At 70.1% G+C, this 20314-nt stretch carries 21 protein-coding genes and 1 pseudogene; 5 read left to right on the top strand and 17 right to left on the bottom strand.

Going from position 1 to position 20314, the window contains the following annotated elements:
- Positions 1 to 176: 176 nt before the first annotated feature.
- From ACIQNG_RS35690 to ACIQNG_RS35675, 4 genes are all read right to left on the bottom strand, one after another.
- The gene (locus ACIQNG_RS35690; RefSeq protein ID WP_401490977.1) at positions 177 to 1112 is read right to left on the bottom strand and encodes a hypothetical protein; all 936 of its coding nucleotides are present in this window, start codon (positions 1110 to 1112) and stop codon (positions 177 to 179) included.
- Between the two features lie 39 nt (positions 1113 to 1151).
- Positions 1152 to 2036, bottom strand: coding sequence for a PIN domain-containing protein (locus ACIQNG_RS35685; RefSeq protein WP_401490976.1), 885 nt, complete (start codon positions 2034 to 2036; stop codon positions 1152 to 1154).
- A gap of 249 nt (positions 2037 to 2285) precedes the next feature.
- Positions 2286 to 2711: a hypothetical protein gene (locus ACIQNG_RS35680; RefSeq protein WP_401490974.1), complete on the bottom strand. Its 426-nt coding sequence runs from the start codon at positions 2709 to 2711 to the stop codon at positions 2286 to 2288.
- The gene (locus ACIQNG_RS35675; RefSeq protein WP_401490972.1) at positions 2708 to 2884 is read right to left on the bottom strand and encodes a hypothetical protein; all 177 of its coding nucleotides are present in this window, start codon (positions 2882 to 2884) and stop codon (positions 2708 to 2710) included. Before ACIQNG_RS35675 ends, ACIQNG_RS35680 begins: the two co-directional genes overlap by 4 nt.
- Positions 2885 to 3813: 929 nt before the next feature.
- Between ACIQNG_RS35675 and ACIQNG_RS35670 the strand changes: the two genes are divergently transcribed.
- From ACIQNG_RS35670 to ACIQNG_RS35660, 3 genes are all read left to right on the top strand, one after another.
- On the top strand, positions 3814 to 5148 hold the full coding sequence (locus tag ACIQNG_RS35670; RefSeq protein ID WP_401490971.1) for a 3'-5' exonuclease: 1335 nt from the start codon (positions 3814 to 3816) through the stop codon (positions 5146 to 5148).
- A 224-nt stretch (positions 5149 to 5372) separates the two neighbouring features.
- Positions 5373 to 6005, top strand: a complete 633-nt coding sequence (locus tag ACIQNG_RS35665) for a hypothetical protein (protein ID WP_401490969.1) — start codon at positions 5373 to 5375, stop codon at positions 6003 to 6005.
- Between the two features lie 92 nt (positions 6006 to 6097).
- The gene (locus tag ACIQNG_RS35660; RefSeq protein ID WP_401490967.1) at positions 6098 to 6343 is read left to right on the top strand and encodes a hypothetical protein; all 246 of its coding nucleotides are present in this window, start codon (positions 6098 to 6100) and stop codon (positions 6341 to 6343) included.
- A gap of 21 nt (positions 6344 to 6364) precedes the next feature.
- Here ACIQNG_RS35660 and ACIQNG_RS35655 read toward each other — a convergent pair whose 3' ends face one another.
- Genes ACIQNG_RS35655 through ACIQNG_RS35640 form a run of 4 tightly spaced genes read right to left on the bottom strand, consistent with a single transcriptional unit; the run spans position 6365 to position 9419 of the window.
- Positions 6365 to 7159: a hypothetical protein gene (locus ACIQNG_RS35655; protein WP_401490966.1), complete on the bottom strand. Its 795-nt coding sequence runs from the start codon at positions 7157 to 7159 to the stop codon at positions 6365 to 6367.
- A gap of 19 nt (positions 7160 to 7178) precedes the next feature.
- Positions 7179 to 8087, bottom strand: a complete 909-nt coding sequence (locus ACIQNG_RS35650; RefSeq protein ID WP_401490965.1) for an aldo/keto reductase — start codon at positions 8085 to 8087, stop codon at positions 7179 to 7181.
- Complete coding sequence (locus tag ACIQNG_RS35645) at positions 8084 to 9256, bottom strand: JmjC domain-containing protein (RefSeq protein WP_401490964.1); 1173 nt, start codon at positions 9254 to 9256, stop codon at positions 8084 to 8086. The genes ACIQNG_RS35650 and ACIQNG_RS35645 overlap by 4 nt, the downstream gene beginning before the upstream one ends.
- Positions 9257 to 9275: 19 nt before the next feature.
- On the bottom strand, positions 9276 to 9419 hold the full coding sequence (locus ACIQNG_RS35640; protein ID WP_167357511.1) for a hypothetical protein: 144 nt from the start codon (positions 9417 to 9419) through the stop codon (positions 9276 to 9278).
- 194 nt (positions 9420 to 9613) lie between these two features.
- On the opposite strand from ACIQNG_RS35640, the gene ACIQNG_RS35635 reads away from it, so the two are divergent.
- Entirely contained in the window at positions 9614 to 10912 is a 1299-nt protein-coding gene (locus tag ACIQNG_RS35635; protein ID WP_401490962.1) for a hypothetical protein, read from the top strand.
- Here the strand turns inward: ACIQNG_RS35635 and ACIQNG_RS35630 are convergent.
- From ACIQNG_RS35630 to ACIQNG_RS35620, 3 genes are all read right to left on the bottom strand, one after another.
- On the bottom strand, positions 10889 to 11083 hold the full coding sequence (locus ACIQNG_RS35630) for a hypothetical protein (RefSeq protein WP_401490960.1): 195 nt from the start codon (positions 11081 to 11083) through the stop codon (positions 10889 to 10891). The genes ACIQNG_RS35635 and ACIQNG_RS35630 overlap by 24 nt on opposite strands.
- Positions 11080 to 11322 carry a hypothetical protein gene (locus ACIQNG_RS35625; protein WP_401490958.1) on the bottom strand — a complete coding sequence of 81 codons (243 nt, stop codon included), beginning with the start codon at positions 11320 to 11322 and terminating at the stop codon, positions 11080 to 11082. The genes ACIQNG_RS35630 and ACIQNG_RS35625 overlap by 4 nt, the downstream gene beginning before the upstream one ends.
- A 341-nt stretch (positions 11323 to 11663) precedes the next feature.
- A complete protein-coding gene (locus tag ACIQNG_RS35620) occupies positions 11664 to 12620 on the bottom strand; it encodes a hypothetical protein (RefSeq protein WP_401490956.1) in 957 nt (318 codons plus the stop codon).
- A 164-nt stretch (positions 12621 to 12784) separates the two neighbouring features.
- Between ACIQNG_RS35620 and ACIQNG_RS35615 the strand changes: the two are divergent.
- A pseudogene (locus tag ACIQNG_RS35615) lies at positions 12785 to 13353 on the top strand (DUF6233 domain-containing protein).
- 124 nt (positions 13354 to 13477) lie between these two features.
- On the opposite strand, the gene ACIQNG_RS35610 reads toward ACIQNG_RS35615, so the two are convergent.
- From ACIQNG_RS35610 to ACIQNG_RS35585, 6 genes are all read right to left on the bottom strand, one after another.
- Positions 13478 to 15940 (bottom strand): hypothetical protein, encoded by a 2463-nt coding sequence (locus ACIQNG_RS35610; RefSeq protein WP_401490954.1) that lies wholly within the window; start codon positions 15938 to 15940, stop codon positions 13478 to 13480.
- Position 15941: 1 nt separating this feature from the next.
- On the bottom strand, positions 15942 to 16568 hold the full coding sequence (locus ACIQNG_RS35605) for a hypothetical protein (protein ID WP_401490952.1): 627 nt from the start codon (positions 16566 to 16568) through the stop codon (positions 15942 to 15944).
- Positions 16565 to 16915: a hypothetical protein gene (locus tag ACIQNG_RS35600; protein ID WP_401490950.1), complete on the bottom strand. Its 351-nt coding sequence runs from the start codon at positions 16913 to 16915 to the stop codon at positions 16565 to 16567. Before ACIQNG_RS35600 ends, ACIQNG_RS35605 begins: the two co-directional genes overlap by 4 nt.
- Before the next feature lie 16 nt (positions 16916 to 16931).
- Positions 16932 to 18230, bottom strand: coding sequence for a CHAT domain-containing protein (locus ACIQNG_RS35595; protein WP_401490948.1), 1299 nt, complete (start codon positions 18228 to 18230; stop codon positions 16932 to 16934).
- 540 nt (positions 18231 to 18770) lie between these two features.
- A complete protein-coding gene (locus tag ACIQNG_RS35590; protein ID WP_401490946.1) occupies positions 18771 to 19373 on the bottom strand; it encodes a hypothetical protein in 603 nt (200 codons plus the stop codon).
- Between the two features lie 41 nt (positions 19374 to 19414).
- Positions 19415 to 20083 (bottom strand): hypothetical protein, encoded by a 669-nt coding sequence (locus tag ACIQNG_RS35585; RefSeq protein ID WP_401490944.1) that lies wholly within the window; start codon positions 20081 to 20083, stop codon positions 19415 to 19417.
- Positions 20084 to 20314: the final 231 nt, after the last annotated feature.

Raw genomic sequence — 20314 nt, 5'->3', positions numbered from 1 at the left:
CATTCTCTTCGTTCGCTGGTTCCCTCTTCCACCGAATTGCCCGGGCCGCCGACATCGATCGTCAACAGGCGTCGGCATCCGGCTCGTCGGTGGCCAGCGGCAAGTTCGGCCGGGACCACCACGGCGTCCCCAAGGGCCACGCAGTCGAGGTCCGGTGGCGTGGCCGCGCGTTCTGCTCAGCCTCCCGCCGGCAGTTCCGGGAGTACGACCCCGAGGTAAGTGGCGAGAACGCTGCTCAGTGCTCCGCTGACGACCGGCGAGGACAGGATGGCCACCGCCTGGGTACGCCACCGCTGGAGGAGGCTCGGATCAGGGTTGGTGCTGGTGGCTTCCTCTTCGATGCGCGTCGCCAGCTGAGTCACCTCAGCAGCATCGTCTTCGGGCAGGCCCAGGATGGGTACGGCTTGGCGGAGTGCGCGGGCGGCCATGACGACCTGGGCGAGGTCGACGCCGCTGTGCGTGGTCGCGTTCAGTGTGAAGTCGCGGCTGTTCGCGGCGATGTTGCCGGTGTTCTGCCCGATGTGGAACGTGGTGTTCCCGCCGGTGTTGCGGCGTTCGTACGCGCCGATGTCGCCCTGGTAGTTGTCCACGCAGTCTTCTCCTTCGGCGGTGATCTCGGCTTGCACGGGCCCGTCTGAGCTCGCGTTCCGGTCTCCTTTGATCAGACCCTTGGCGCTGAGATAGGCGGAGGCCCGGTCGATGTCCCTGTCGGTGAGGCGTTCGCCCTCGAAGAGGGACAGCGGATCGTGCAGCACGTCCGCGACAGCAGGCAGCAGGATGTCGTCGTGTTTGCGGTGCCACAGCCAGACCAGCAGGCCCTTGCGTGCAGCGGCGGCCCGCGCGGCCGGGTCGGCGCGCCGGCGCCTGCGCTCCTCCATCCACTCAAGGCCGCGCGGGGTCAGGTTGGCTTCGGGGCCGTCGTGGGTCGTGTGACGGTCGTCCAGGAGCCGTTGGCCCTTGCAGAACTGCAGGAGTTGGTACGTCTGGTTCTCGGTGAGGCTGTGCGACTGCCCGAACTCGGTAATCGGCACCCCGCCCAGTGGATCAGCTCTCGTGCGGTCGTAGACCCATTCCACGAGCGGTTCGTGCAGGGCAGAGAAGTCGGCGGACACAGGGTGCTCCCTTGCTCGGTACGACGGGCTTGTTGATGCTCATGGCTTTTCGATGAAGGGCAGTCCGACGGCGGCGAGTTTTGTCTGCAGATTGATGTCCCTGGTGGCCACATAGACGGCAGAGCCAGGGTGTCGGGACTGCAGCAGCAGGGTGGAGGCCACAAAGCGGTCGTCGGGCACATCGAGGTCGAGCCAGTTCGGCAACCCGTCGCCCTTGGGTTCGATGTGCTCGAAGATGGCGTGCACATCGCCAGCCACTCGTACGCCGCGCAGGACGTCGCCGTCGGTTCGCAGCCCTTTCAAGCGGCGGTCGGCCTTCTTCGCCGCATCGCGGATGTCGGGGTTGCGACCGGCGAGCTTGTGCTCGTCCAGCTCCCGTAGAACAACGGGCAGCAGGTGGACCATGTACCGATTCCCGAGCAGCGGCGTGTAGATCGCCACGTCGGGGTCATCGAGGAGCATGTTCGTGTCGACCGCTACACGCACTGCCCAGGCGTCATCCGGCAGGAGCTCGCCCAGCTTCCGGAGCGTGGCCACGGCCGCCTTGACCTTGTCGACGGCCTTGTCGATGCTGGCCGGCACGGTGGTGTCCCGGGGGCGTACAAGCCAGCGCTGCAGGAGGGCAAGAGTCCCGTCGAGGCGCTTGGTGACCTCCGGCGTCGGATGCGGGAACAGCAGCCGGAACAACGGTTCCCATTCCCGCACGCGCCCCAGCAGTTCCATCCTTCGCGTCTCGAGCTCGGGGCCGCTGGGTACCCAGCCCCACTTCGCGGCACCGGCATACAAGATGCCTCTGGATGGGCGGTTCGGGTCGACGTTCCGGATCTGCGAGTCCGCAAGGACCTCCAGGAAATCCGCTTCGATCAGGTCCAGATCTGACCGAAGGCGTTCCAGGTACGTCGGCGGGGCTTGTGTGGCGGCCATCTGCCGATGATGCCGCACACCTCTGACAACCCATTCCCGTTCCGCCCGGGACCTCTTCTCCGTTACTACTTCCCCCCACGAGCCCACCGCTGTGTCGCGGGCTACCACGGGGCTCGCCAATGCACACGGTCGGGACGTCCCGAACTCCCGGCTGCGTCTGCATCACGCCCACGGCCGGGAGTTCGGTGTGCACCGAGCACCAGGTAAGACGCCCCACAGCATCACTGGGGGCGTCTTACCGCACACGCGTCAGGAGGTGAGTGCGAACCAGTCGTTGGCAGGCGGCCACCTCCGCGGCCGCATCACATCCCGGATCCGCAGGACGTCGGCGCACCGGCCCTCGATCGCGTCCACGGCCTCCGGCGGCGTGTGATCGGTGAGCCGCAGGACGCGGATCCGGGCGAAAGCCCTGCGTTTCGCCGGGTTGTTGTCGTGCCTGTCCAGCCGTCCGAGCAGGCCGTCCGCACGGTTGGCCTGCCCCAGCCAGCGGAGACGGTGCTCCGTGTCTGAGATCAGGTAGATCGCGGTGGTGATGTCCAGTTCCTCGTACCGCCACCGCTCGGCCCAACGCACGGGCCGGAAGAGAACCTCGTCGAGGTACCGGCCGGCTGCTCGGGGCAGTGCGCCCAGGCGGCCGTCGGTCAGGACCGGGCCGATCGGCAAGGCGCCACTCACAGGGCGTCACCCTCCTCCGTGAACTCTTCCTCGAACTCCGCCAGGTCGTCGTCCTCGTCGGAGTCGCTGGCCTCCGTGAGGAACTTCTCCGACGCGGACTCCTCGATGGTCGGGTTGCCGTACTGCATGTCGATGATGGCCGACTTCAGCATGCCCACGTCGGAGTGCACCACGGACAGAGCATGGGAAGGCCTTCGGGGTCCACCTGCCGGGGTGTCGTGTTCGTGGCCGTTGCCCTGGCGAGCTCGTTCATCAGCCCGATCGTCCGGCGGGGCTGGCTAAGCATGGCCTTGCGGGCGTTGATCGTGCTCCGGCGGATCTTCTTGTCGGCGACGGTTTCGCCGTCCTCGAGCTCCCCGCTGCCGCTCTGTGCGCCGATCGACCCACGGTCCGCCTCGATGATCTTGCACTCGGCGAGCCAGTGAATGCCTCGGGTCGTCAGGAAGCGCTGTCCCCGTGCTCGTTGCGCCGCTGGCCGACCTGCTCCAGCACGGCCCGTCCGCACCTGTGTGGCGTCCCGTCCACGACCCCGGCCGGCGAGTCCGCTGGACGGAGCCCGGGCACCGGCAGACATGACGTACGGCCGCCGCAGACACGGCACGGGTCTGTACTGCGCTTCGCCGGAAGACCCTCCGTAGCGAAGTAGTCGGCCACCAGGCCAGCACGAGTCCGCCCCTTGTCGACCAGGTCAGCCGCACATCCGAGCACCAACGGCCGACCAGTCGAAGCAACACGAGGGGCACTACGAGAAGCACTACGAGAGGCGCCACGAGGGACACCAAGAAGGGCCATACGAGAAGCAACCCGTCGCGTCGCGGTCTCTGCGTGCGTCGCAGTGCGCTGACCAGCCGTGGTCGGGGCCGGACGCGGCACGGCGGGCGTCGTGGTCGGGGTCATGGTCGGGGCGACCACGCTGCCGACCACGTGGCGGCTCCAGGGCTTCGCCGGACGCCCGGACGGGTGACTTTTTCCCTCGCGTACGCGAGCGGGTATCTGAGCGCATACGCCCAACTTGTCTATTTTTCCTGGCACTTGATAGCTATTCATGCGTTATGTCACGTTCCATTGCGGTTGGTCGTCGCTAGGCCGAAGGAGGCAATTCGTGAACGAGGTGTTGACCGCGTCGGCGGGCCAGGAGGACGACGTCGCTCCGGACCGGGCAGCCCGGGGCAAGCCGCTGAAGTTCGTGAAGGGAGTACCGGCGTACGCAAGCGGCAGGGCACCGGCGTACCTGCGGACGAAGGCCCAACTGGGCGCGGTGCGGCGCAAGCCCGCTGCGGGACAGCAGCCGGCCGCGTACGTCTACGCCCACTGGTACGGGACCCGGATCGCGCTGTGGGACCCGGAGCAGACGGTGAAGATGCGGCCTTTGTCGGCTCTGCAGCGCCGTCAGATGCAGCAGCGGCGTACCTGCACCGACTGCGGCGAGGTGTTCCCGGTCCCGGTGTGGGGGATGTGCGGCGTGTGCGAGGACCGGGCGGCCCGGCACCGGGCGGATCTGCGCCGTCGGACGTGCCAGGACTGCGGCACCGTCTTCCGCACCCCGGCGCCCGCCAGGAGCTACAGCGACGGGATGTGCCTGGCGTGCGAAGAACGTCTTGAGCGCGGACGGCGGGTGGCGCTGTCGCTGGTGGAACGGTCCTGCCGGCGGTGCCTGGTGCAGCTGTTCCCGCGCGCTGTGTGGGCGGCGATGAGCGGGCGCGAGCAGGCGATGGCCGACTGGCACTGCGCCCCGTGCGAGCAGGAGATCGAGCGCGAGCGGGTGGAGGCGCAGCGGCGGGCGGACCGTGCCCGGTGGGGCGACCTCGGGCCCACCATCGCGTGGGCGCAGAAGATCCTCGCCGCCCCGGACGCGTACGCGGTCCTGGACACCGAGACGACCGGCCTGACCGCTACGTCACGGATCGTGGAGATCGCCGTCACCACGGTGTCCGGGACGGTGCTGCTCGACACGCTGCTCAACCCCGGCGGCGAGCCGATCCCGGCGGAGGCCACGGCGATTCACAACATCACCGACGCCATGGTCGAAGACGCGCCCACCTTCTCCGAGATCCTCCCCCGCCTCACCGAGGCCCTCGCCGGGCGCCGGATCGTGATCTACAACCGGGAGTACGACACCGGACGGCTGCTGTGGGAGCTCCATCTGCACCACCAGGCCCTGGGCACGGTCGACTTCACCAAGCACCCCCGCTACGAAGCCCGTCGGCATGCGGCCGCGCGGGCCTGGCTGGACGCGCAGGCGTGGGAGGAGTGCGCGATGGAGCAGTACGCTGCCTTCTTCGGCGACTGGCACGACTACTTCGGCAGCTACACCTGGCAGAAGCTGGGCGGTGGCCACCGGGCCCTGGGCGATACGCGTGCCGTCATCAGGCGGCTGGAGGAGATGGCCGCCTACCCCAGCCCCTTCGGCCCTGTGGAGGAGCCCGCTGCCGCGTGACGGCCTCGGGGACACGCTCGTTGAGCAGTGCATGCGGAGCAAGGGATGAGCCTCCAGGACCCCGCTCGGGTCCTGGAGGCTTCGTCGTCCCCGGGCCCGCCGACAACCGCGGGCGCGGCGTAAGCGTTCGTTGCTGAGATGCCCGTCACCTTCACTCCGATCACCCCGGGCGGAGCCGTAAGCGCTCGTTTCCCAGACCCCGGGCGGAGCGGGACACTGGAGGCGTGTCACGAGGACTCGGGCGAGTGCAGCGGGGCGTGCTGGCGTACGTGCGCAGCGAGCCCGGCGGTCGCAGCAGCATCAACGGCACCCCGCTGGCCGCCTCGGTCACCGGCCTCGCACGCGTCGTCTACGGAGTCGAGCAGCCGACCGATGCCCAGCGCGCTGCCGTACGGCGGGCGGTGCGCCGCCTCGAGGCCGGCGGCCACGTCGAAGTCCACCGCCGCCCCGTCGGCCGCACCTACACCCAACAGCGCGCCCATCCCCGCTTCTCGCCGCCGCGCTACGACCGGCGCCTGGCGGTGTGCACCGGCAAGGACGACTGCCCGGGGTGCGCGGCGGGCGACCGGCCGTCGACGTACTTCACCGCGGACGTCGTGGCGATGTTCATCGAGCACTACGGCACCCTCACCGAGGCCGACCGCCAGCTGTGGCGGTCGACCGCGCACGGCTGGCATCTGTACCCCGTCCCGCTCCCCCGGCCCGCAGACGACTACCGGACGTACGAAGTCGAGATCACCGAACTGTGCGTACGGCGGGCCCTGACCGACGAAGAACACGCCCAGGCCGAACAGCGGGCGCAGGCCTTCATCCGGCCCCACGCCGACGCCATCCGCGCCGTACTTCGGGGCCGCTGAGCAGCACGGACGCGGGTTATCCACAGGCCGGAACGCAATCGGCGGTTCCTTCGTACGCTGCTGCCCGAGTCGATCAGACGGGGGTGTGCGGGATGCGGAACGGCGTAGTGGTGGAGGAACTCGCGGTGGAGGTCATGGCGCAGCTGCCCAACGACCGGGCCCGCCAGGAGGTGATGGCGCTCGTGGAGGTCGCGCGACTCGATCCGCGGGCCTGGCCCGACGTCCGTGACCCGGGCTCGGTGGAGGAGATCCGGGAGGCGTTCGGCCGGCGGTGCTGGATCCAGTACATGCCGCACGCCGGAGCGATCGAGGTCCGTGACATCGGATGGGCGGGCTGATCGCTTCCCCTGCGGGCTCGGTCAGCGGTGGCGCAGTTCCTCAGCCCAGTCCCGGAGCTGGTCTTCCAGGACCAGGTTGTCGCCGCGGGCCACGGTCTGGAGCAGTTGCGCGCACACGGTCGCTTCGGCGGCGAGGCCGGCCGGACTGCCCAGGACGGTGAAGGCGGCGCGGACGCGGGCCGCGGTGTCCGGGCGGAGCAGCGAGTAGGCGTAGAGCGTGGCGGCGTCGAAGCCCTCCGGGGCCTTGCCCCATCCTTCCCAGTCCAGCAGGCGCAGCGGTGCGGTGAGGTTCGCCCAGTGCACGTCCGCGTGGGCTGTGGTCCAGCAGGAGACGGCCGGGGCCGGAATCCCGAGGAACTCGGGGATGGCCCGTTCCATGTACTGCTGTCGTACGGCGACGCGGGCGGTGTCGACGGCCGACACCTTCTCCAGCGTTCCGGCGAGGTCGTTCCACCAGGAGTCCGGCAGTTGGAGGTCGTGCTGGAGGATCGGGTCGTCGGACAGGACCGGGTCGTCGACGCGGACCGACAGTTCCGCCCGGTAGGCAGTGGTGTCGTCGACGGCGTCGTGGACGGCCAGGAGGGCGGGCCGGTGGCCGTCGAGGTCGCCGAAGGCGTGCTGGGCATCGAGGGCGCCGTCCCAGAGTTTCCCTGCGGCCTTGCCCTCCGGCGCGGACACCAGGCGCAGCCATGCGGGCGCGCCCGTGGCGGTGCGGGCCGGGGCACCCAGGGTGCGCCCGGCCCATCCCCAGAACTCCGTGCCCGGCTCCACCGTGACGTCCAGGGCCTTCGCGGTGTGCGCGTGGTGGGCGCGCATGCGCTGTTCGGTGTCCGGGTCAGGTGGAGGCGAGTACACCAGTGATCTCCCGCAACTTGGCGGCGGTCAGGGAGGGTTGAGCGACGGCGTCGGCCGCCTCTCTCCAGTGTGACGTACCGGAGGCAGCCAGAAGGACGTTCGTCACTCCTGGGCATGAGGCGACCGCCAGGACGCACGCCTGTGCGGGAGTCAGCCCCGGCCGGATGAGGTCGGCGAGCTCCTGGTCGACCACGCTGGGGAGCTCGCCTCCGTGCAGCGGCGCTGAGGCCATCACCCGCAGACCCGCGTCCGCGGCGGCCGGGAGCGGGCCCCGGCCGTCAAGGGCCTGCACGATCGGCGTCATCATCACCAGGCTGACCGGCAACTGGATGGCGACCAGGTGGTGCCGGCCACCCGCGGCTTCCGCGGCCAGGGCAAGCAACTGCCCCACCGTGAACGCCTCTTCTTCCAGGCCCGCCCAGGTGGCGATGCCGTAACCCGCCACGTTGCCGGCCGCCGCCTCCGCCTCCAGGACGACGAACGCGTCCCGCATCGCGACGTGCAGGGCGGCGCGGTCGCCGGGGTGGGCGCGCTCGGGGTTGTGCAGCAGGACCAGGTCGAGCTGGTCGCGTCCGAGCTGGGCGCGGTTGCGGGCGGTCTGCCAGCGCACATAGTGCGGGGCGAGGCTGTGCCCGGCGGCGGCCTGGTCCTCGGTGAGAACGCCGGCGTCCACGGCGTCCACGCCGGTGGCCGCGGTGAAGTAGCCGGCCTTCGTCGCGATCCGCAGAGACGGATGGGCGGCCAGGGCCGGGGCCAGCAAGTCCTGGGCGCGGCCGGTGGCGTAGTTGGGGGCGGTGTCGATCCACTGCGCGCCGGAGGCGGCCGCACGGACGGCCGCCTCCGGGATCGCCCGGCACCGGTAGGTACCGAGGGCGAGATCCGCTGTCACAGCAGGCTCCCCACCGTCGCGGCCTGCCCGGCAACGAGCTCCTGGACCAGGGCGGCGACGTCCTCCAGGGCGAGGCCGGCCGTGTCGGCGAGCGCGGCCAGGTCCACGGTCCGCCCGTCGACCAGCGGGCGCAGCACCGCCTCCGCTTCGGGCACGAACTCGAACGTGCTCCCGGCGGCGGACAGCGTGACCGTGTCCTCGCCGACGTCCAGCACGGCGCGGGCGGTCGTCAGCCGCACCCGCAGACCGCCGTCGGCGGGGACGGCGTCGATGTACGGCAGGCTCGGCATCATCCGGCCGACGGCCTGCCCGTCCATCGACCTCCGGTAGCGGGCGAGCAGCGTGGGGTCGTCCAGCAGTTCGGCGAACCGCTTGCGCAGCCCGTCCACGGTGTCGGCCTGGACGTCCGGCGCGGCGAGCAGCGGCAGGTCGCGCCGCCAGTCCTCGTGCGTGAGCAGCTGCTCGGACACCCACGCCATTAGGTCGGTCGCGGTGTGGGTCTGAAGTCCGCAGGTGACGTGCAGCGAGCGGGTGCCCTGGTCGGCGGAGACCGCGTGCCACACGCCGCGCGGCACGTACAGGACGTCGCCCGGCCACAGGACCAGGTCGGCGACCGGCTCGGTGGGCGCCTCGCCCGGGTCCTCGATGTCGCGGTACAGCGGGAACGGACGGGTGGTGCCGTAGATCCGCCACCGCTTCGCGCCGTCCAACTGGACCACGATCGTGTCGTGGTCGTCCCAGTGGACACCGAAGCCCTCGGTGCTGGTCCACGAGGCGTAGAGGTTCGCCTGCACGCGGGTACGTAGCTCGCGCTCGATCACCTCGCAGAGGCGGGCGATCGGCGGGTGGAGTTCGTCGACGCTGTCCAGGGCGAGCGAGGCGCCCTCGGTGAGGCGGGTGTGCAGCTCGGCCGGGTGCAGGCGGTGCCACACCGTGTGGCGGCGGGTGGCCACCGGTGTGGTGTAGCCGCCGACCAGCAGCGTCTCGCCTTCGCGGGACAGCCGCATCCGGGGCGGCTCCAGGCGGTGGTCGGCGAGGATCTGGTTGAGGTCGTCCCAGGTCATGATCCCGGCGACGTCAAGGGCGCCGGGTGCGTGGCGGTGTTCGCGGTGCAGTGCCTGGGCGAGGAAGTCCTCGCCCAGGCACGCCGCGATGGACGTGTGCGTCATCGCGTGGGGCTCCCGATCGTCAGTCGTTGCCGTCGCTCTTACCGGTGCCGCCGCCGTCCGAGGGGATGGCGTTGCGGCCCCGGGCGGCGACGATCAGCCGACGGGAGCGGACCAGGCCCCCCGTCGACGGCACGGCGGGCGGGGGCGTGGCGGGACTCTGCATGAGGACCCTCCTCCTGATCGGTCGGCCGGGCCCTGTCGGCACGGCCGCGAACACCGCCAGTACAGCCGCGAACAACACGGGCGATAACCCCGTGACGGGGCCCCCAGGGTGGGTATGGTCGTTGGGCTGACGCACTGTCATTCCACGAGATTTCTGGGGGCCTTGTGGACGACTTACCGCCGTCACCCGCCCACGTGCCGCACCGTCTGCTGGCCGACCCGGCGTTCGTCCGGGCTCTGCGCGAGCGGGACTTCACCACGGTGTTCGCCATGGCCCACGATGCGGGGATCTCCTTCAACCGGATCGCCGAAGCGTGCGCGCTCAAAGCCGAGCGGGTCAGCCAGATCGCCCGGGGCACCACAGCTGTCACCGCCCTCACGACTGTCGAGCGAATCGCCGGCGGACTGCGCATTCCCGGTGCCCTACTGGGGCTTGCTGCGCAACCCTGGGAGGACACCGCCGTTCACAGCACGGAGTCCGACCATGGAGAAGATCCGATGAAGCGCCGCAACCTGCTGCGTGGCGCGCTGGCCGCCGGCCTCACCGCACCAGCGATCGCCGCGCTCACCGCCGCCCGGACCGACGTCGACCAGACCCTCTCCCCCGATACTCCCCAGGACCTGGCCGACCTCGAGGCCGCAGCCGAGAGCTACGGATACGGCTACCACGGACAGGCACCCACCCGCGTCCTGGCCGACCTGGTCACCGACTTCACGACCCTGCGCCCGCTGCTCACCGTCCCGCAGCCCGCACCCGTCCGGGCCCGGTTGTGCCGGACGGCCGGGCAGATGGCCGGGATGACCGCGATCGTCCTGCACGACCTGGGCAGCCGCCGCGAGTCACGCGCCTGGTTCGCCACCGCCGTCCGGGCCGCCGCCGAATCCGGCGACCCCCAGCTGCGCGCCTGGGTCCTCGCCCGGGAGGCGATGGTGCCGCTCAACTACGGCGCCCCCAGGGCAGCGGCCGATCTCGCCGACCGGGCCCGGCAGGCGGCCGGCACCCGGCCGACCGCCGCCGCGGTACTGGCGGCCGCCGTCGCCGCCCGCGCCTACGCCCTCAACCACCAGAGCGAGCAGGCCCGCGCCGCGCTCACCACTGCCGACGCCCTCATGGGCCGGCTCCCCGAGTCCGAGCGGTCGGACACGTGGCTGACGTACGGCGAGCAGAAACACCACGTGCACCTCAGCCACGCCTTCACCACCCTCGGAGACACCCGCCGCGCACGGGAGAGCCAGCAGCGTGCCCTCGAGCTGTCCGCGCCGACCAGCACCATGACCCGCACCCTGCTGACCATCGACGGCGCTGCCTGCTCCCACCACGACGGCAACAGCGAGGAAGCGTGCCGCCGCACGGTCGCCGCGCTGGCCTCGCTGCCCAGCGACTACCGCACCGGCCTGGTCCGCCGTCGCGCTCTGGACCTGTACGAGGCGATCCCCGCTCAGCAACAGCGGGAGCGTGCTGTACGGGAACTACGCGACGTTCTGGTCGGCTGAGAACGACGGCTTCCACAGCGGGCGGGCCAGGCCCCTCCCGCCGCGGTGAGAGCAGTCTCCCTCTCCGGGGCCGCTGCCCGCGCCGATGGTGCCGATGGCGTCCCGCAGGAGCCGGGTGAGGCCTGCGACGTGGGCGTTGTGCAGCGGCAGTTCCTGTCGCACGCCGATCATGAGCTCCAGCGCGACGTCGGGCACGAGCGCGTACTCGCCGAGCCCGCCGCCCCGGCGAGGCTGCGCAACACCGATTCGATCACGTCGTGAAGACGGCTTATCGGCTCATCCTCGAACAGTTCCACCCGCGCCGAGAGGAGGATGTCGTTCGGATCCGTGATCGACAGCCGTGCCGAAGGCCGCTCGAACGGTTCGCTGAGGCCGACCGGCTCGGGATGGGTCGCATGGAGACGGGCCATCGCGTGCCACAGGTCTCCTGGGTCGCCGTACCTGAACGGCGTGTCCGCGTTCTGCTGCGTGCTGTTGTGCCTGTGAAGCCTCATGGCTGCCTTCCGGTTGATGACGTCGGAATACCTGAGTACGTCGTGGTCAGGGCGCAGTGCGCGTCCTGACACTCGTCATCCCGCCGGGTGGCGCGGCGACTTCGGGAGCCGTCCCGGCTGGCGCCACCGGCCGGGCCTGCCGTCGCGCAGAAGCTCGAAGCGATCCCCGTCCAGCGCCACCGGAAGTGCCGTAGGGGAGTTGCGGAACGTCCTCACCATCTGATGGACAGGCCGCGAACAGCAGCCACAGGCCGGTGTCACTTCCACGACGGGGGTACGGCGCGCGCGTTGATCTCGGTGAGGCGGAGGGCCACCGTGATAACGAACTGGCGGCAGAAGTCGAACTCTTCCTGGTTGGGGGCGTATCCGGTCTCCACCGAGAAGCGGGGTTCCGGCGAATTGCCGTAGTAGCCCACAGACGGGGTGAGCTGGGTGAACCGCTGGTACTGGTGGAAGTCCACGCCCAGCACCATCAGCCGCATGCCCTCTTGCAGGGTTCGGGTGACGTCGCGGATCTGTGTGTACTCATCGGCGAGCCTGTCCGCACCGCGCGTGGGCACACCGCGGCGCGAGGCGTGGTCCGGCTCGCGCAGGATCGCGCGGACCTCATCGGTGCGCAGGATGTGGCGTGGCAGCCGCTCGCCGAAGCCGTAGACCGACAGCCGGCGCGGCACGTCTTCGCCGTGGATCTGCGCGTAAATGAGGTCCTCAAACGCGACCGCCAACGTGCCCATGGCCTCCAGACGGCTGCTCTGCGAGTCGAGCTGGGCCGCCGTCTTCAGGTGTTCGCGGGTCCGGTCGTGCTGGACGACTTCGGCCAGGTCGATGTCGTCGAAGGCGAGGCCGAAGACTCGGGGGGTGTTCTCCTCGAAGAAGTGGGCGGTGTCGGCTTTCGCGTCCGCGATCGCCACCGGGCCGGGGAAGCCGGCTGAGTGCTTGAACCCGTTGCGCAGATCGTTCAGTCGCTTGATCCCGTACTGCCCCTGGAGTTCGACACCACCGGGAAAACTGTCCGGGTGTAGTCCCTCGAAGAACCGTTTGATGAACGGGTCCCGGTCCTTCACGACGGCGCCCAGGTGCTCGGCTGTGACGATGAGGAACATTTCCACGGCGTCGTGGAACGTCAGCACCGAGGTGAAGGAGAGCGGGTCGGGCAGGAGCGACTGCTCCATGCCCTGGCGGTGCAGCAGCCTGATGAAGGCCAGGTTCTTCATGTTCTGAGGCGAGATCGGCTTGCTGATGGCGGCGCTCCTTCGGTGTGCGGGACACGTCCCAGGAGGGATTCTGGCCCTCGTGCCCGCTTCCGCGCCTCTGGTTTCAGGCTGCTTAGTGTGGGGCCGTGACGACACTCTCCGGCGATGCGACCGAACATGTGCCTGTGCCGGTCCGGGTCGTGCTGCCCGCCGATCCTCTACTCGGGCCCGAGCAGCAGGAAGTCGTCGCGCGGCTGTGGAAGCGGCGCCAGACGGAGACCGGCTGGGCATACCTCGTAGGGCTGCCGTCGTACCGGGATCGAGAGGACGGCGGAGTGGAGGCGGCGGAGTACCGGGTGTGGGTGCGCGCCCCCGACCACGTACGGCCGGTTGAAGGCGTCGACTACGACCAGGTCGTCACCGAGAAGCTGAAGCGGTCGCCGCAGGTGGTGGTCCGGGAGGTCCTCGGGGAGCGCCGGCCTTCGGGTGGGTGCTCGCGAAGGTGCGCGACGGCCGCGGCCCGGCCCGCTCTGTCCTGCACGCACCGGACTGCGAGGAAGCACCGGCGGGTGCGCCGCTGCTCGATGTGGACCGCGCCCTGGACGCGGCAGAGCATCCGGGCACCCGGCTGTGCACGCTGTGCGGAGCCGCGCAGGAGCTGACGCCTCTGCTCCGTGGCTTCGACCACATCACAGGCGGCCCGGGGTCCTGCGCTGTCCGGGGGCAGCGGCTCCGCTCGCCCTCGCGACGGTGACCGCGAACCTCTACCACGAGAACCAGGCCTTGACGAAGCACGACAGCGACCGAAGACTCGCCCCCCTCCCCTTCTCCCGGTGAGCACGTTCAGAACCTGCGTCTGCTGCTACCTGGCTACCTGGCTACCTGGCTACCTGGCTACCTGGCTGGTCAACGAGCCAGCTCGGTGCCGCAATTTCCACGACCGGTTTGTCTAGTTCCTGCCGCAGGGCGTCGAGGCGGTTGGCCAGTTCGGGTGCCGCCGCGCGCAGGGCGGCGAGGTCCGTGCGTAGCTGGAGGGCCTGTGTCCATTGGACAGCTCGGCCGTGCTCGAGAAGGTCAATGCTCTGGTTCGGCCTGCCTGCCAGCAGGGCGGTCGCGGCGGCGGCGCTGGCCAGGCCGGTCGAACGGGTCAGCAGGCTTTCCCGGTCGCCGCGTTCCAGCCCGTGCCAGGCGACCATCGGTAGTAGGTCCACGGCCGCCGCGTACCCGTCGGCGGCGAGCGCCTCCTGGCCGGGCAGCGACGCAGCCAGTTCCGACCAATTCCGTGCCGCCTCAAAGCGCTGGCCCGCGCTCGCGGTCCGCATGCTGGCTGCCTCGCGCCAGGCCGACACCGCCCGCGTCGCGTCGTCCTCGGCGCCGTCGCGCTCCCGCATGAGCGTCTCGAGCACATGACCCAGGTTCAACAGGACGCTGAATCTCCGCGGATCGTCGTCCGGCGCGCGGTCGGCAGCCTCCCCGATGAGCGCGGCCGCCCGTTCGAGGTCGCCGAGATCGCGGGACCACGCGAACCTGATGCGATGGCAGTTGCCGAGGTTGCTCAGCAGATAGCTCCGGAACGGATCACCCGGGTCGAACAGCGTGAGCGCAGTGTTCATGTGGTCGATGGCGGCGGCTAGGTCAGCCTGCCGCCGGGTGGCGTGAAAGCGGACCGACAACGCCCCCCCGAGGTTGGCCACCATCCCGGCCTCCGCTTCGGGTACCCGGTCCAGGGCGGCTTGGAAGCAGCCAACAGCCTCGTCGAGATCCGCAGCGTGGTTGTCGAGTGAGTCGGTGTACTTCGCCCGCGTCATCAACGCGTTGCCGAGGCTTATGAGATTGGAGGTCGCGCCGTCCTGGCCGACCGACGTCACGGCGTCGCGCGCGAGCTCGATCGCGAGATCGATGTCGGCGTCCCGGCGGTGCAGCTCGAACCGGGTGCAGAGCGCAGCGCTGAGGCCTCCGACGGCGACCGACCAGGCAAAGTGCCCTTCGGTGAGCAGCGCGACCGCCGACCTCAGCGCCCGGATCGCACCATCGAGGTCGGCAGCATTGCCCGTGCGGCTGAACCTGTTCTCGTACGCGTTGCCCAGGTTGCCCAGCACTGGAACGCGGACGACGATCCCTGCGGCGGCCTCCGCGGCAAGCAGCGCGTCGATCGCCCGGCTCAGATCGTCGAGCTGGCCGAGTTGGCGGTACCGAAGGCGCAGCGCGCCGGCGAGGTTGGACAACGCCGCAACTCGGACCCGGTCGCCGTCGGCGTGGTCGACCGCGCGCTGCGCCGCGTCGATGGCGTCGTCGACGTCGGCGGAATCCTGCGATGACGTGAAGAAGCCTAGCAACGCGGCGCTCAGGTTCGACAGAAAGGTCGCGTCCTGCGGCGCCAGGTCGACCGCCGCCCGGGACAACCAAACGGCCTCCGCCATCACGGCTGCGTCACGGTCCTTTTCGGCCACAGCCCGCAGGGCGACGCTCAGATGAGACAGGCAGGTAGCCCGCTCGGGATCGTCGGGTGCGACCACGTCGACGGCGGCCCGGCCGAATCGCACGGCCCTGGCCAACGCAGCTCGGTCGCCGGCCAATTCGAAGCGGATGCGCAGCAGGTCGCACAGCCCGGTCATCCTCTTGACCCGGCCGACGCCCCCGGCGGCCGCCAGCGCCTCGGTGGCCTCGATCGCCGCATCGAGATCGGACAGGTTGCCGCTCACGTCGGCCAGCACGGCCCACGTGTCGGCGTATCTTGTCGACAGTTCGTCGGGCCGCGGGAAATGTTCGGGCAGTGGCACGACGGCAGCCTCGCGAAGCGACTCGGCCGCCGAGCGCAACAGCTCCGGGTCGCCTGCGCGGTCGAACCGCATGCGCAGGGCGGTGCCGAGGTTGAACAGGGCGACGGCCCGGAGGGGATCGTGCGGTGCATAGCTGGGAATCGCCTGCTGCAGCAGGGAGATCGCGTGCACGAGCGCGTCCGGATCGTCGGTGGAACTCAGGCCGCCCAGGAGGTCCGTCGCCTCCTGGGTCTGCCTCAGGTGCGGCAGACGGTCGGCCAAAAACGGGGTGACCTCATACGGAACCATCTGGGGGGCGTTCTCGTAAAGAGCGATGAACAGGTCCACCGCGATGCCCAGATCGTCGTCGTCATGGCCGGGCCGCGCCTGGTGCCGCAGCCAGTACAGCTTGGCGACGACGAACACGACCTCCAGCCGAACGCCGCCGTCGGGACCCTGGTTGTTCGCCCAGAGCTGCTTGGCCTCGGTGACCGCCTGGGGATCCAGCACGGCAGAGCGATTGCCGTGGAGGTGAAACGCGTCAAGCCGTCGCGCGAAGACCGCCAGTTGTTCGTCCAACATGTCAGCCTCCGCATTTCTCTACCGCTTGCAAGGCGGACGCCGTGGTCAGATCCGTCGCAATCTCACCATCGGCCGTCTTGAGCACGAGGGTGCCGCGGTCAACGCGGATGACCGATCCGCATACGGTGCCACCGGGCGTGGTGATCCGCAGCGCGGGTTTGCCGCGCTCCGGGCCGTACCAGGTCGTGGCGACCGCGGCGACCAGAAAAGCCGTGCAGACCAGGGTCAACGTGACGCCCCGCCGCAACACTGTCGCTGCGGCGAGCGCCTCGAGGTGGTCGGCCGCCCGGCCCGGCGGAACCGTATTGGCCGACGCGATCCGGGGCCGTCGGCCGTGGGCCGCGCGGATGAGCAACAGGGCCCCGACGGCGCCGGCGAGCAACGCCGTCAGCAGCAGCACGCCCACCACTACGGCCCAACCCGGGGCCAGCTGACCGATGTCGGCGCGGCCCTTGATCAGGCTGAACCCGATGAGCGCGGCGAGCAGACCGCCGAGACCGTTGCGCCAGGCCACGGCCGCCTCGCGGACACGGGTCAGTTCGGTGCGCAGCAAATGGTCGCGATCCCGGGCACTGAGCAGGTCGGCCGGGGTGGCCGGGCCGGGCCCGGGCCGCAGATAGCCGCTCACGATGGCCGCGCCGGAATGATCACCGTCCAGTAGGCGCCGCACCCGTAGCGGCCGTCCGGTCGGTTGGAGTGATCGTCCTCGCATGTGCACATCATCGGCTCGACCTGATCCGCCGCCTGCGGCCGGTCGACCCGTCGCCAGTGACGGCCGAAGGAACGGCGGTGGACGATCGTACTGACGACGGGAATCTCCAGCGAGGCCCGGCAGCGTGGGCATGGGCCGCGAAGGATCAGCGTGCCGGAGCGAACTTCCTCGACGGTGAACTCGCTCGCGGCGCGCTGACCGTAGTCCTCATCGGTGATCTCGAGGTAGGGCAGCGGCTCACCGATCGGCGTGCTGGCGGCCATGGACACTCCTGTCGGGTCAGGGACCGGTGTGTGTGAACGGGGTCCACGCGCTCGGCGGAAGCTGGTGGACGTCCCGCAACTCGCGGATCGCGCGGTGCAGGGCGTCGGCGGACCGCTCGGGCTCAAACCGCCCGGTCGCGGTGAGGTCGGCATACACCGTGGCCGCGACGTCGGCGGCCGTGTCGTCATGCACCGACCAGAGCGTGCCGATCACTCGCCGGTAGCCGGTGTAGTGCAGCGCGGCGGCCAGCGTGATCGCTTCATCGGGCAGGGCGACCCCGCCGGTTGCCGTCATGCATGCCGACAGGAACGCGAACTCTCCGTTGTGCCGCTGCGCGCTGATCTCGGCGACGCTCAGGGTGCGGTCGTGCAGCAGCAAGCCGCCCCGGGACGGGTCGGCGAGGTCCTGACCGCCGTGGCAGCAGAAATGGGCCCAGCGGTGCAGAGGCATCTCCGTGAGCACCGCGTCGACGTTCGCGGCATCGCCCTCCAGTAACGTATTGCGGCCGGCGAAGACCGATGTCAGCAAGTCGCGTTCGCGCATGACATCGGTGAGCGGCACCGCGTCGGGGGTGTCTGGCACCGCGACGATCAGCATGCGTTCGTCGTCGGGCGCCGGGTCGAGCGGCCGCCGTGCCTCCAGCAGGGCACGCAAGGTCGGCGTGTAGGACGGCACCACTCGATCCACGACAGCCCGCCCGGTCCCGTCGTGATATCCGGCGGCGTGCAGCGGCAGCAGAGTCAACGGTCCGGTCGGGCACCACCACAGACGAGGCCAGGGCTGCCCGGGCGCGGGCGGGTCGACCAGGCCGATTGCGGTAAGCACCGGATTGGCGATCTCGTCCCACAGCCACGCCAACGCCGCGTCGAGCGTGCGGTCCCGGTCGTTGACGGCGCGCTGATAGGCCAGCTTCGCCTCGGTGTACCTCCGGATTGCGGCCAGGGTGCCATCGCCACCGTCGTAGCGCTGCCACGTCGTGTGCACCTCGTGGGCGGCGTGGTCCACATTACTCAGAGCCACAAGGTAACTGTCGGTCCGGTCGACGACGGTCTCGAGGGTCAGACGGGGAAGTTCGACCACCTGCATGCCACCGGTGCCGACGACCAACGCGTCGCAGCGCCAGCGGCTGAGGTTGATGATGGCGATCGGGCCGTAGGCCGCCGCCGGAAGCAGCGCTTCTAGGCGTGGCGGCCGGAGAAAGTCGGCAAACCCGTCCAACGCGCGGACCTGCTCGATGAGGCCGTCCCACTCCCGCGCTGACGCCATCCGTCGATCCACTGCACCGGAGAGGTCGATCTGGGCATCGGGCGACACGTCACATCACCAATCCGAACTCCGCTGGGCCGCGAGGTCGTCAGGATATGCCGCTCCCACGAGGAAGGGACCCCCATCGCGGAAGTCCGCCCGAACCACTCCCGACCTTGGCTTCTCCAAAACGACTTGCGCGCCGCCGCCTGATCCGCACCGCTCTCTGCGAGCGCGGGTTGGCGGTGCTGTGGCGACGGTGGAACTCCGGCGCAAGCAGGCGGCAGCCGAGCTATACGGGAGAGTGGCAGCGTGCGGCCGACGAAGAATGAACGCTTCGTGGGGTGAGCAGGTTGCTGTGCTTCGTCAACCCAGTACCCCCCAGCTCCGAGACGAAGGGTGAAGTTGCTCAACTCATTCTGAGACAGCTCACTCAGTGGTCCAGTCAGTGTTCATGCCTCGACACCGTCGTCTCAGGTGGGACAGCACAGCCGCTGAGGCAGTCCAACTGTTCCTAACACCCGCGCCGTGGAGACGGGCCGGCGCTCCCCGCTCGCAGCCCTTCGCGCAACTCCGGTATCCGTCTGAGCCCGCGAGCGCCTTACCGCGCTACGACGGCGTTCCCCCACCCGCCGCGCCCCAGCCGTCCAGGAAGGCGGCCAGGGCGCGGCGCTGTTCTTCCTCGCGGGCGATCTGGGGGAAGCATCTGCCGGTAGGGTCCCAGTCGCCGACCATGAGGAGAACGCCTGCGCGAGGGTCGGCGGTGACGCGGTCGCGGATGACATCGGCGTACGACTGGGAGCCAAAGCCGCGGACCACGAGGACCGGAATGCCCGCAGGAGAGAGCCAGCCGGTCAGCTGCTGGCGGAGGGCGTCCATTTCGGCGGCGATGCACACGGCGTGCGACTGGCCGGGGGTGCGGTCACGGCGGAACCAGTCGATCGTCTCCCGGAGGAAGGCGCCCGCGTCCGGCCAGGCCGGTGCAACGTGGACCTCGCGGAGAGTGTCGATCAGATCGGGGAAGCGGTCCTCACGGCGTACTCTCGCGAGGTGGGAGGACAGATGCCGGTACATCGACGGAGTGTGCGGCAGCACCCCCTCGGACACAAGCCGGTACATCACCTGGCGCAGCGGCACCCCGTCGTCGTAGCTGTCCACGATCTCCCGGGCCCGGTCCACGACAGCCGGCCACCGGACCCGTTCCCGCGTCATAGGGGTACATGTACATGTACCCAATCCCGCCTGGGCCGGATCTACACCACCGCTCGCGGGTCGCCGGTCGCCGCGCGCACCATGTTCGCCATCACGCGTCCGACCGCCTCCGCCTCGTCCTGGTCCAGGGCGACGCGGTCCCTGCCTGCGGCGCGGCGCAGCACCGCGGACAGCAGTTCGTGGTCGGCGGTGCCTCGCGGGCCCTCGAAAGGCGAGTGCAGCACGGGCGACAGCGCCTGTCGTGCCCACCCGGCGACGGTGGCCGCGTCTCCTTCGGGCCACGGGTAGTCGGGCTCCTGCGCGAGTTCGTCCAGCGCCCTGGCCAGCGTCTCGAACGCCGGGCCGGGCTTCGGCCGGACTGCGTGGTCGAGGGCGTCGGCGAACGCGGCGAGCAGTGCGATGTCCGCGTCGGCCACCTTGATAGCGGCCAGGTGCACCAGGGGCCCGCCGTCGGGGCCGACGAGCATCGGGACGCCGGGCAGTTCGTCCTCCGTCTCGCCCACCAGCTCCGGTGTGCCGTCGGGCAGTGCTTCGAGTACCCGCCAGTACGCCGCGGAGACATCCTCAATGGGCGCTCCGGGGACCGGCACGCCGCTGGCGTCCGGGTTCAGGGGGTTCCGGAGCGTCAGGAGCAGCGGGTCCTCCAGCTCCAGCAGGGCATCGAGGGCGTCCGGGATGACGGGCAGCAGCAGGGTGCGGGTGACAGGCATCGGTCCCTCTCAGGTCACGGCCGGTGACGGGCCGTCCGGCGCATCCAGCCTCCCACCCACCGACTACCGGCTGTCCGCCTTTCGGTGAAGTCGCTACCCGCCCGCCACCTCGCCGACAACTTCACACTCCCTCAGTGGAAGCACGGACCCCTGATCGACCGCAGCGCCCGCTGACGACCGAGCACACACGTCGGGCCCGGTCCTCCCCTGGAGGGCCGGGCCCGGCGTCGT

Source organism: Streptomyces sp. NPDC091377, from assembly GCF_044757045.1.
In the GTDB taxonomy this organism is placed as follows: Bacteria; Actinomycetota; Actinomycetes; order Streptomycetales; family Streptomycetaceae; genus Streptomyces.
The sequence above is the reverse complement of the archived record's forward strand: the minus strand, read 5'-3'. Positions and strand labels throughout refer to the sequence as shown.

Bases quoted from the DNA above. Each gene is read 5' to 3' on its own strand.
- ACIQNG_RS35590 (WP_401490946.1), bottom strand. From the start codon at position 19,373: ATGACGCGGGAACGGGTCCGGTGGCCGGCTGTCGTGGACCGGGCCCGG.
- ACIQNG_RS35640 (WP_167357511.1), bottom strand. From the start codon at position 9,419: ATGCAGAGTCCCGCCACGCCCCCGCCCGCCGTGCCGTCGACGGGGGGC.
- ACIQNG_RS35645 (WP_401490964.1), bottom strand. From the start codon at position 9,256: ATGACGCACACGTCCATCGCGGCGTGCCTGGGCGAGGACTTCCTCGCC.
- ACIQNG_RS35630 (WP_401490960.1), bottom strand. From the start codon at position 11,083: ATGATCGGCGTGCGACAGGAACTGCCGCTGCACAACGCCCACGTCGCA.
- ACIQNG_RS35660 (WP_401490967.1), top strand. From the start codon at position 6,098: ATGCGGAACGGCGTAGTGGTGGAGGAACTCGCGGTGGAGGTCATGGCG.
- ACIQNG_RS35625 (WP_401490958.1), bottom strand. From the start codon at position 11,322: ATGGCCCGTCTCCATGCGACCCATCCCGAGCCGGTCGGCCTCAGCGAA.
- ACIQNG_RS35620 (WP_401490956.1), bottom strand. From the start codon at position 12,620: ATGAAGAACCTGGCCTTCATCAGGCTGCTGCACCGCCAGGGCATGGAG.
- ACIQNG_RS35655 (WP_401490966.1), bottom strand. From the start codon at position 7,159: ATGCGCGCCCACCACGCGCACACCGCGAAGGCCCTGGACGTCACGGTG.
- ACIQNG_RS35685 (WP_401490976.1), bottom strand. From the start codon at position 2,036: ATGGCCGCCACACAAGCCCCGCCGACGTACCTGGAACGCCTTCGGTCA.
- ACIQNG_RS35600 (WP_401490950.1), bottom strand. From the start codon at position 16,915: ATGGCCGCCAGCACGCCGATCGGTGAGCCGCTGCCCTACCTCGAGATC.
- ACIQNG_RS35585 (WP_401490944.1), bottom strand. From the start codon at position 20,083: ATGCCTGTCACCCGCACCCTGCTGCTGCCCGTCATCCCGGACGCCCTC.
- ACIQNG_RS35610 (WP_401490954.1), bottom strand. From the start codon at position 15,940: ATGTTGGACGAACAACTGGCGGTCTTCGCGCGACGGCTTGACGCGTTT.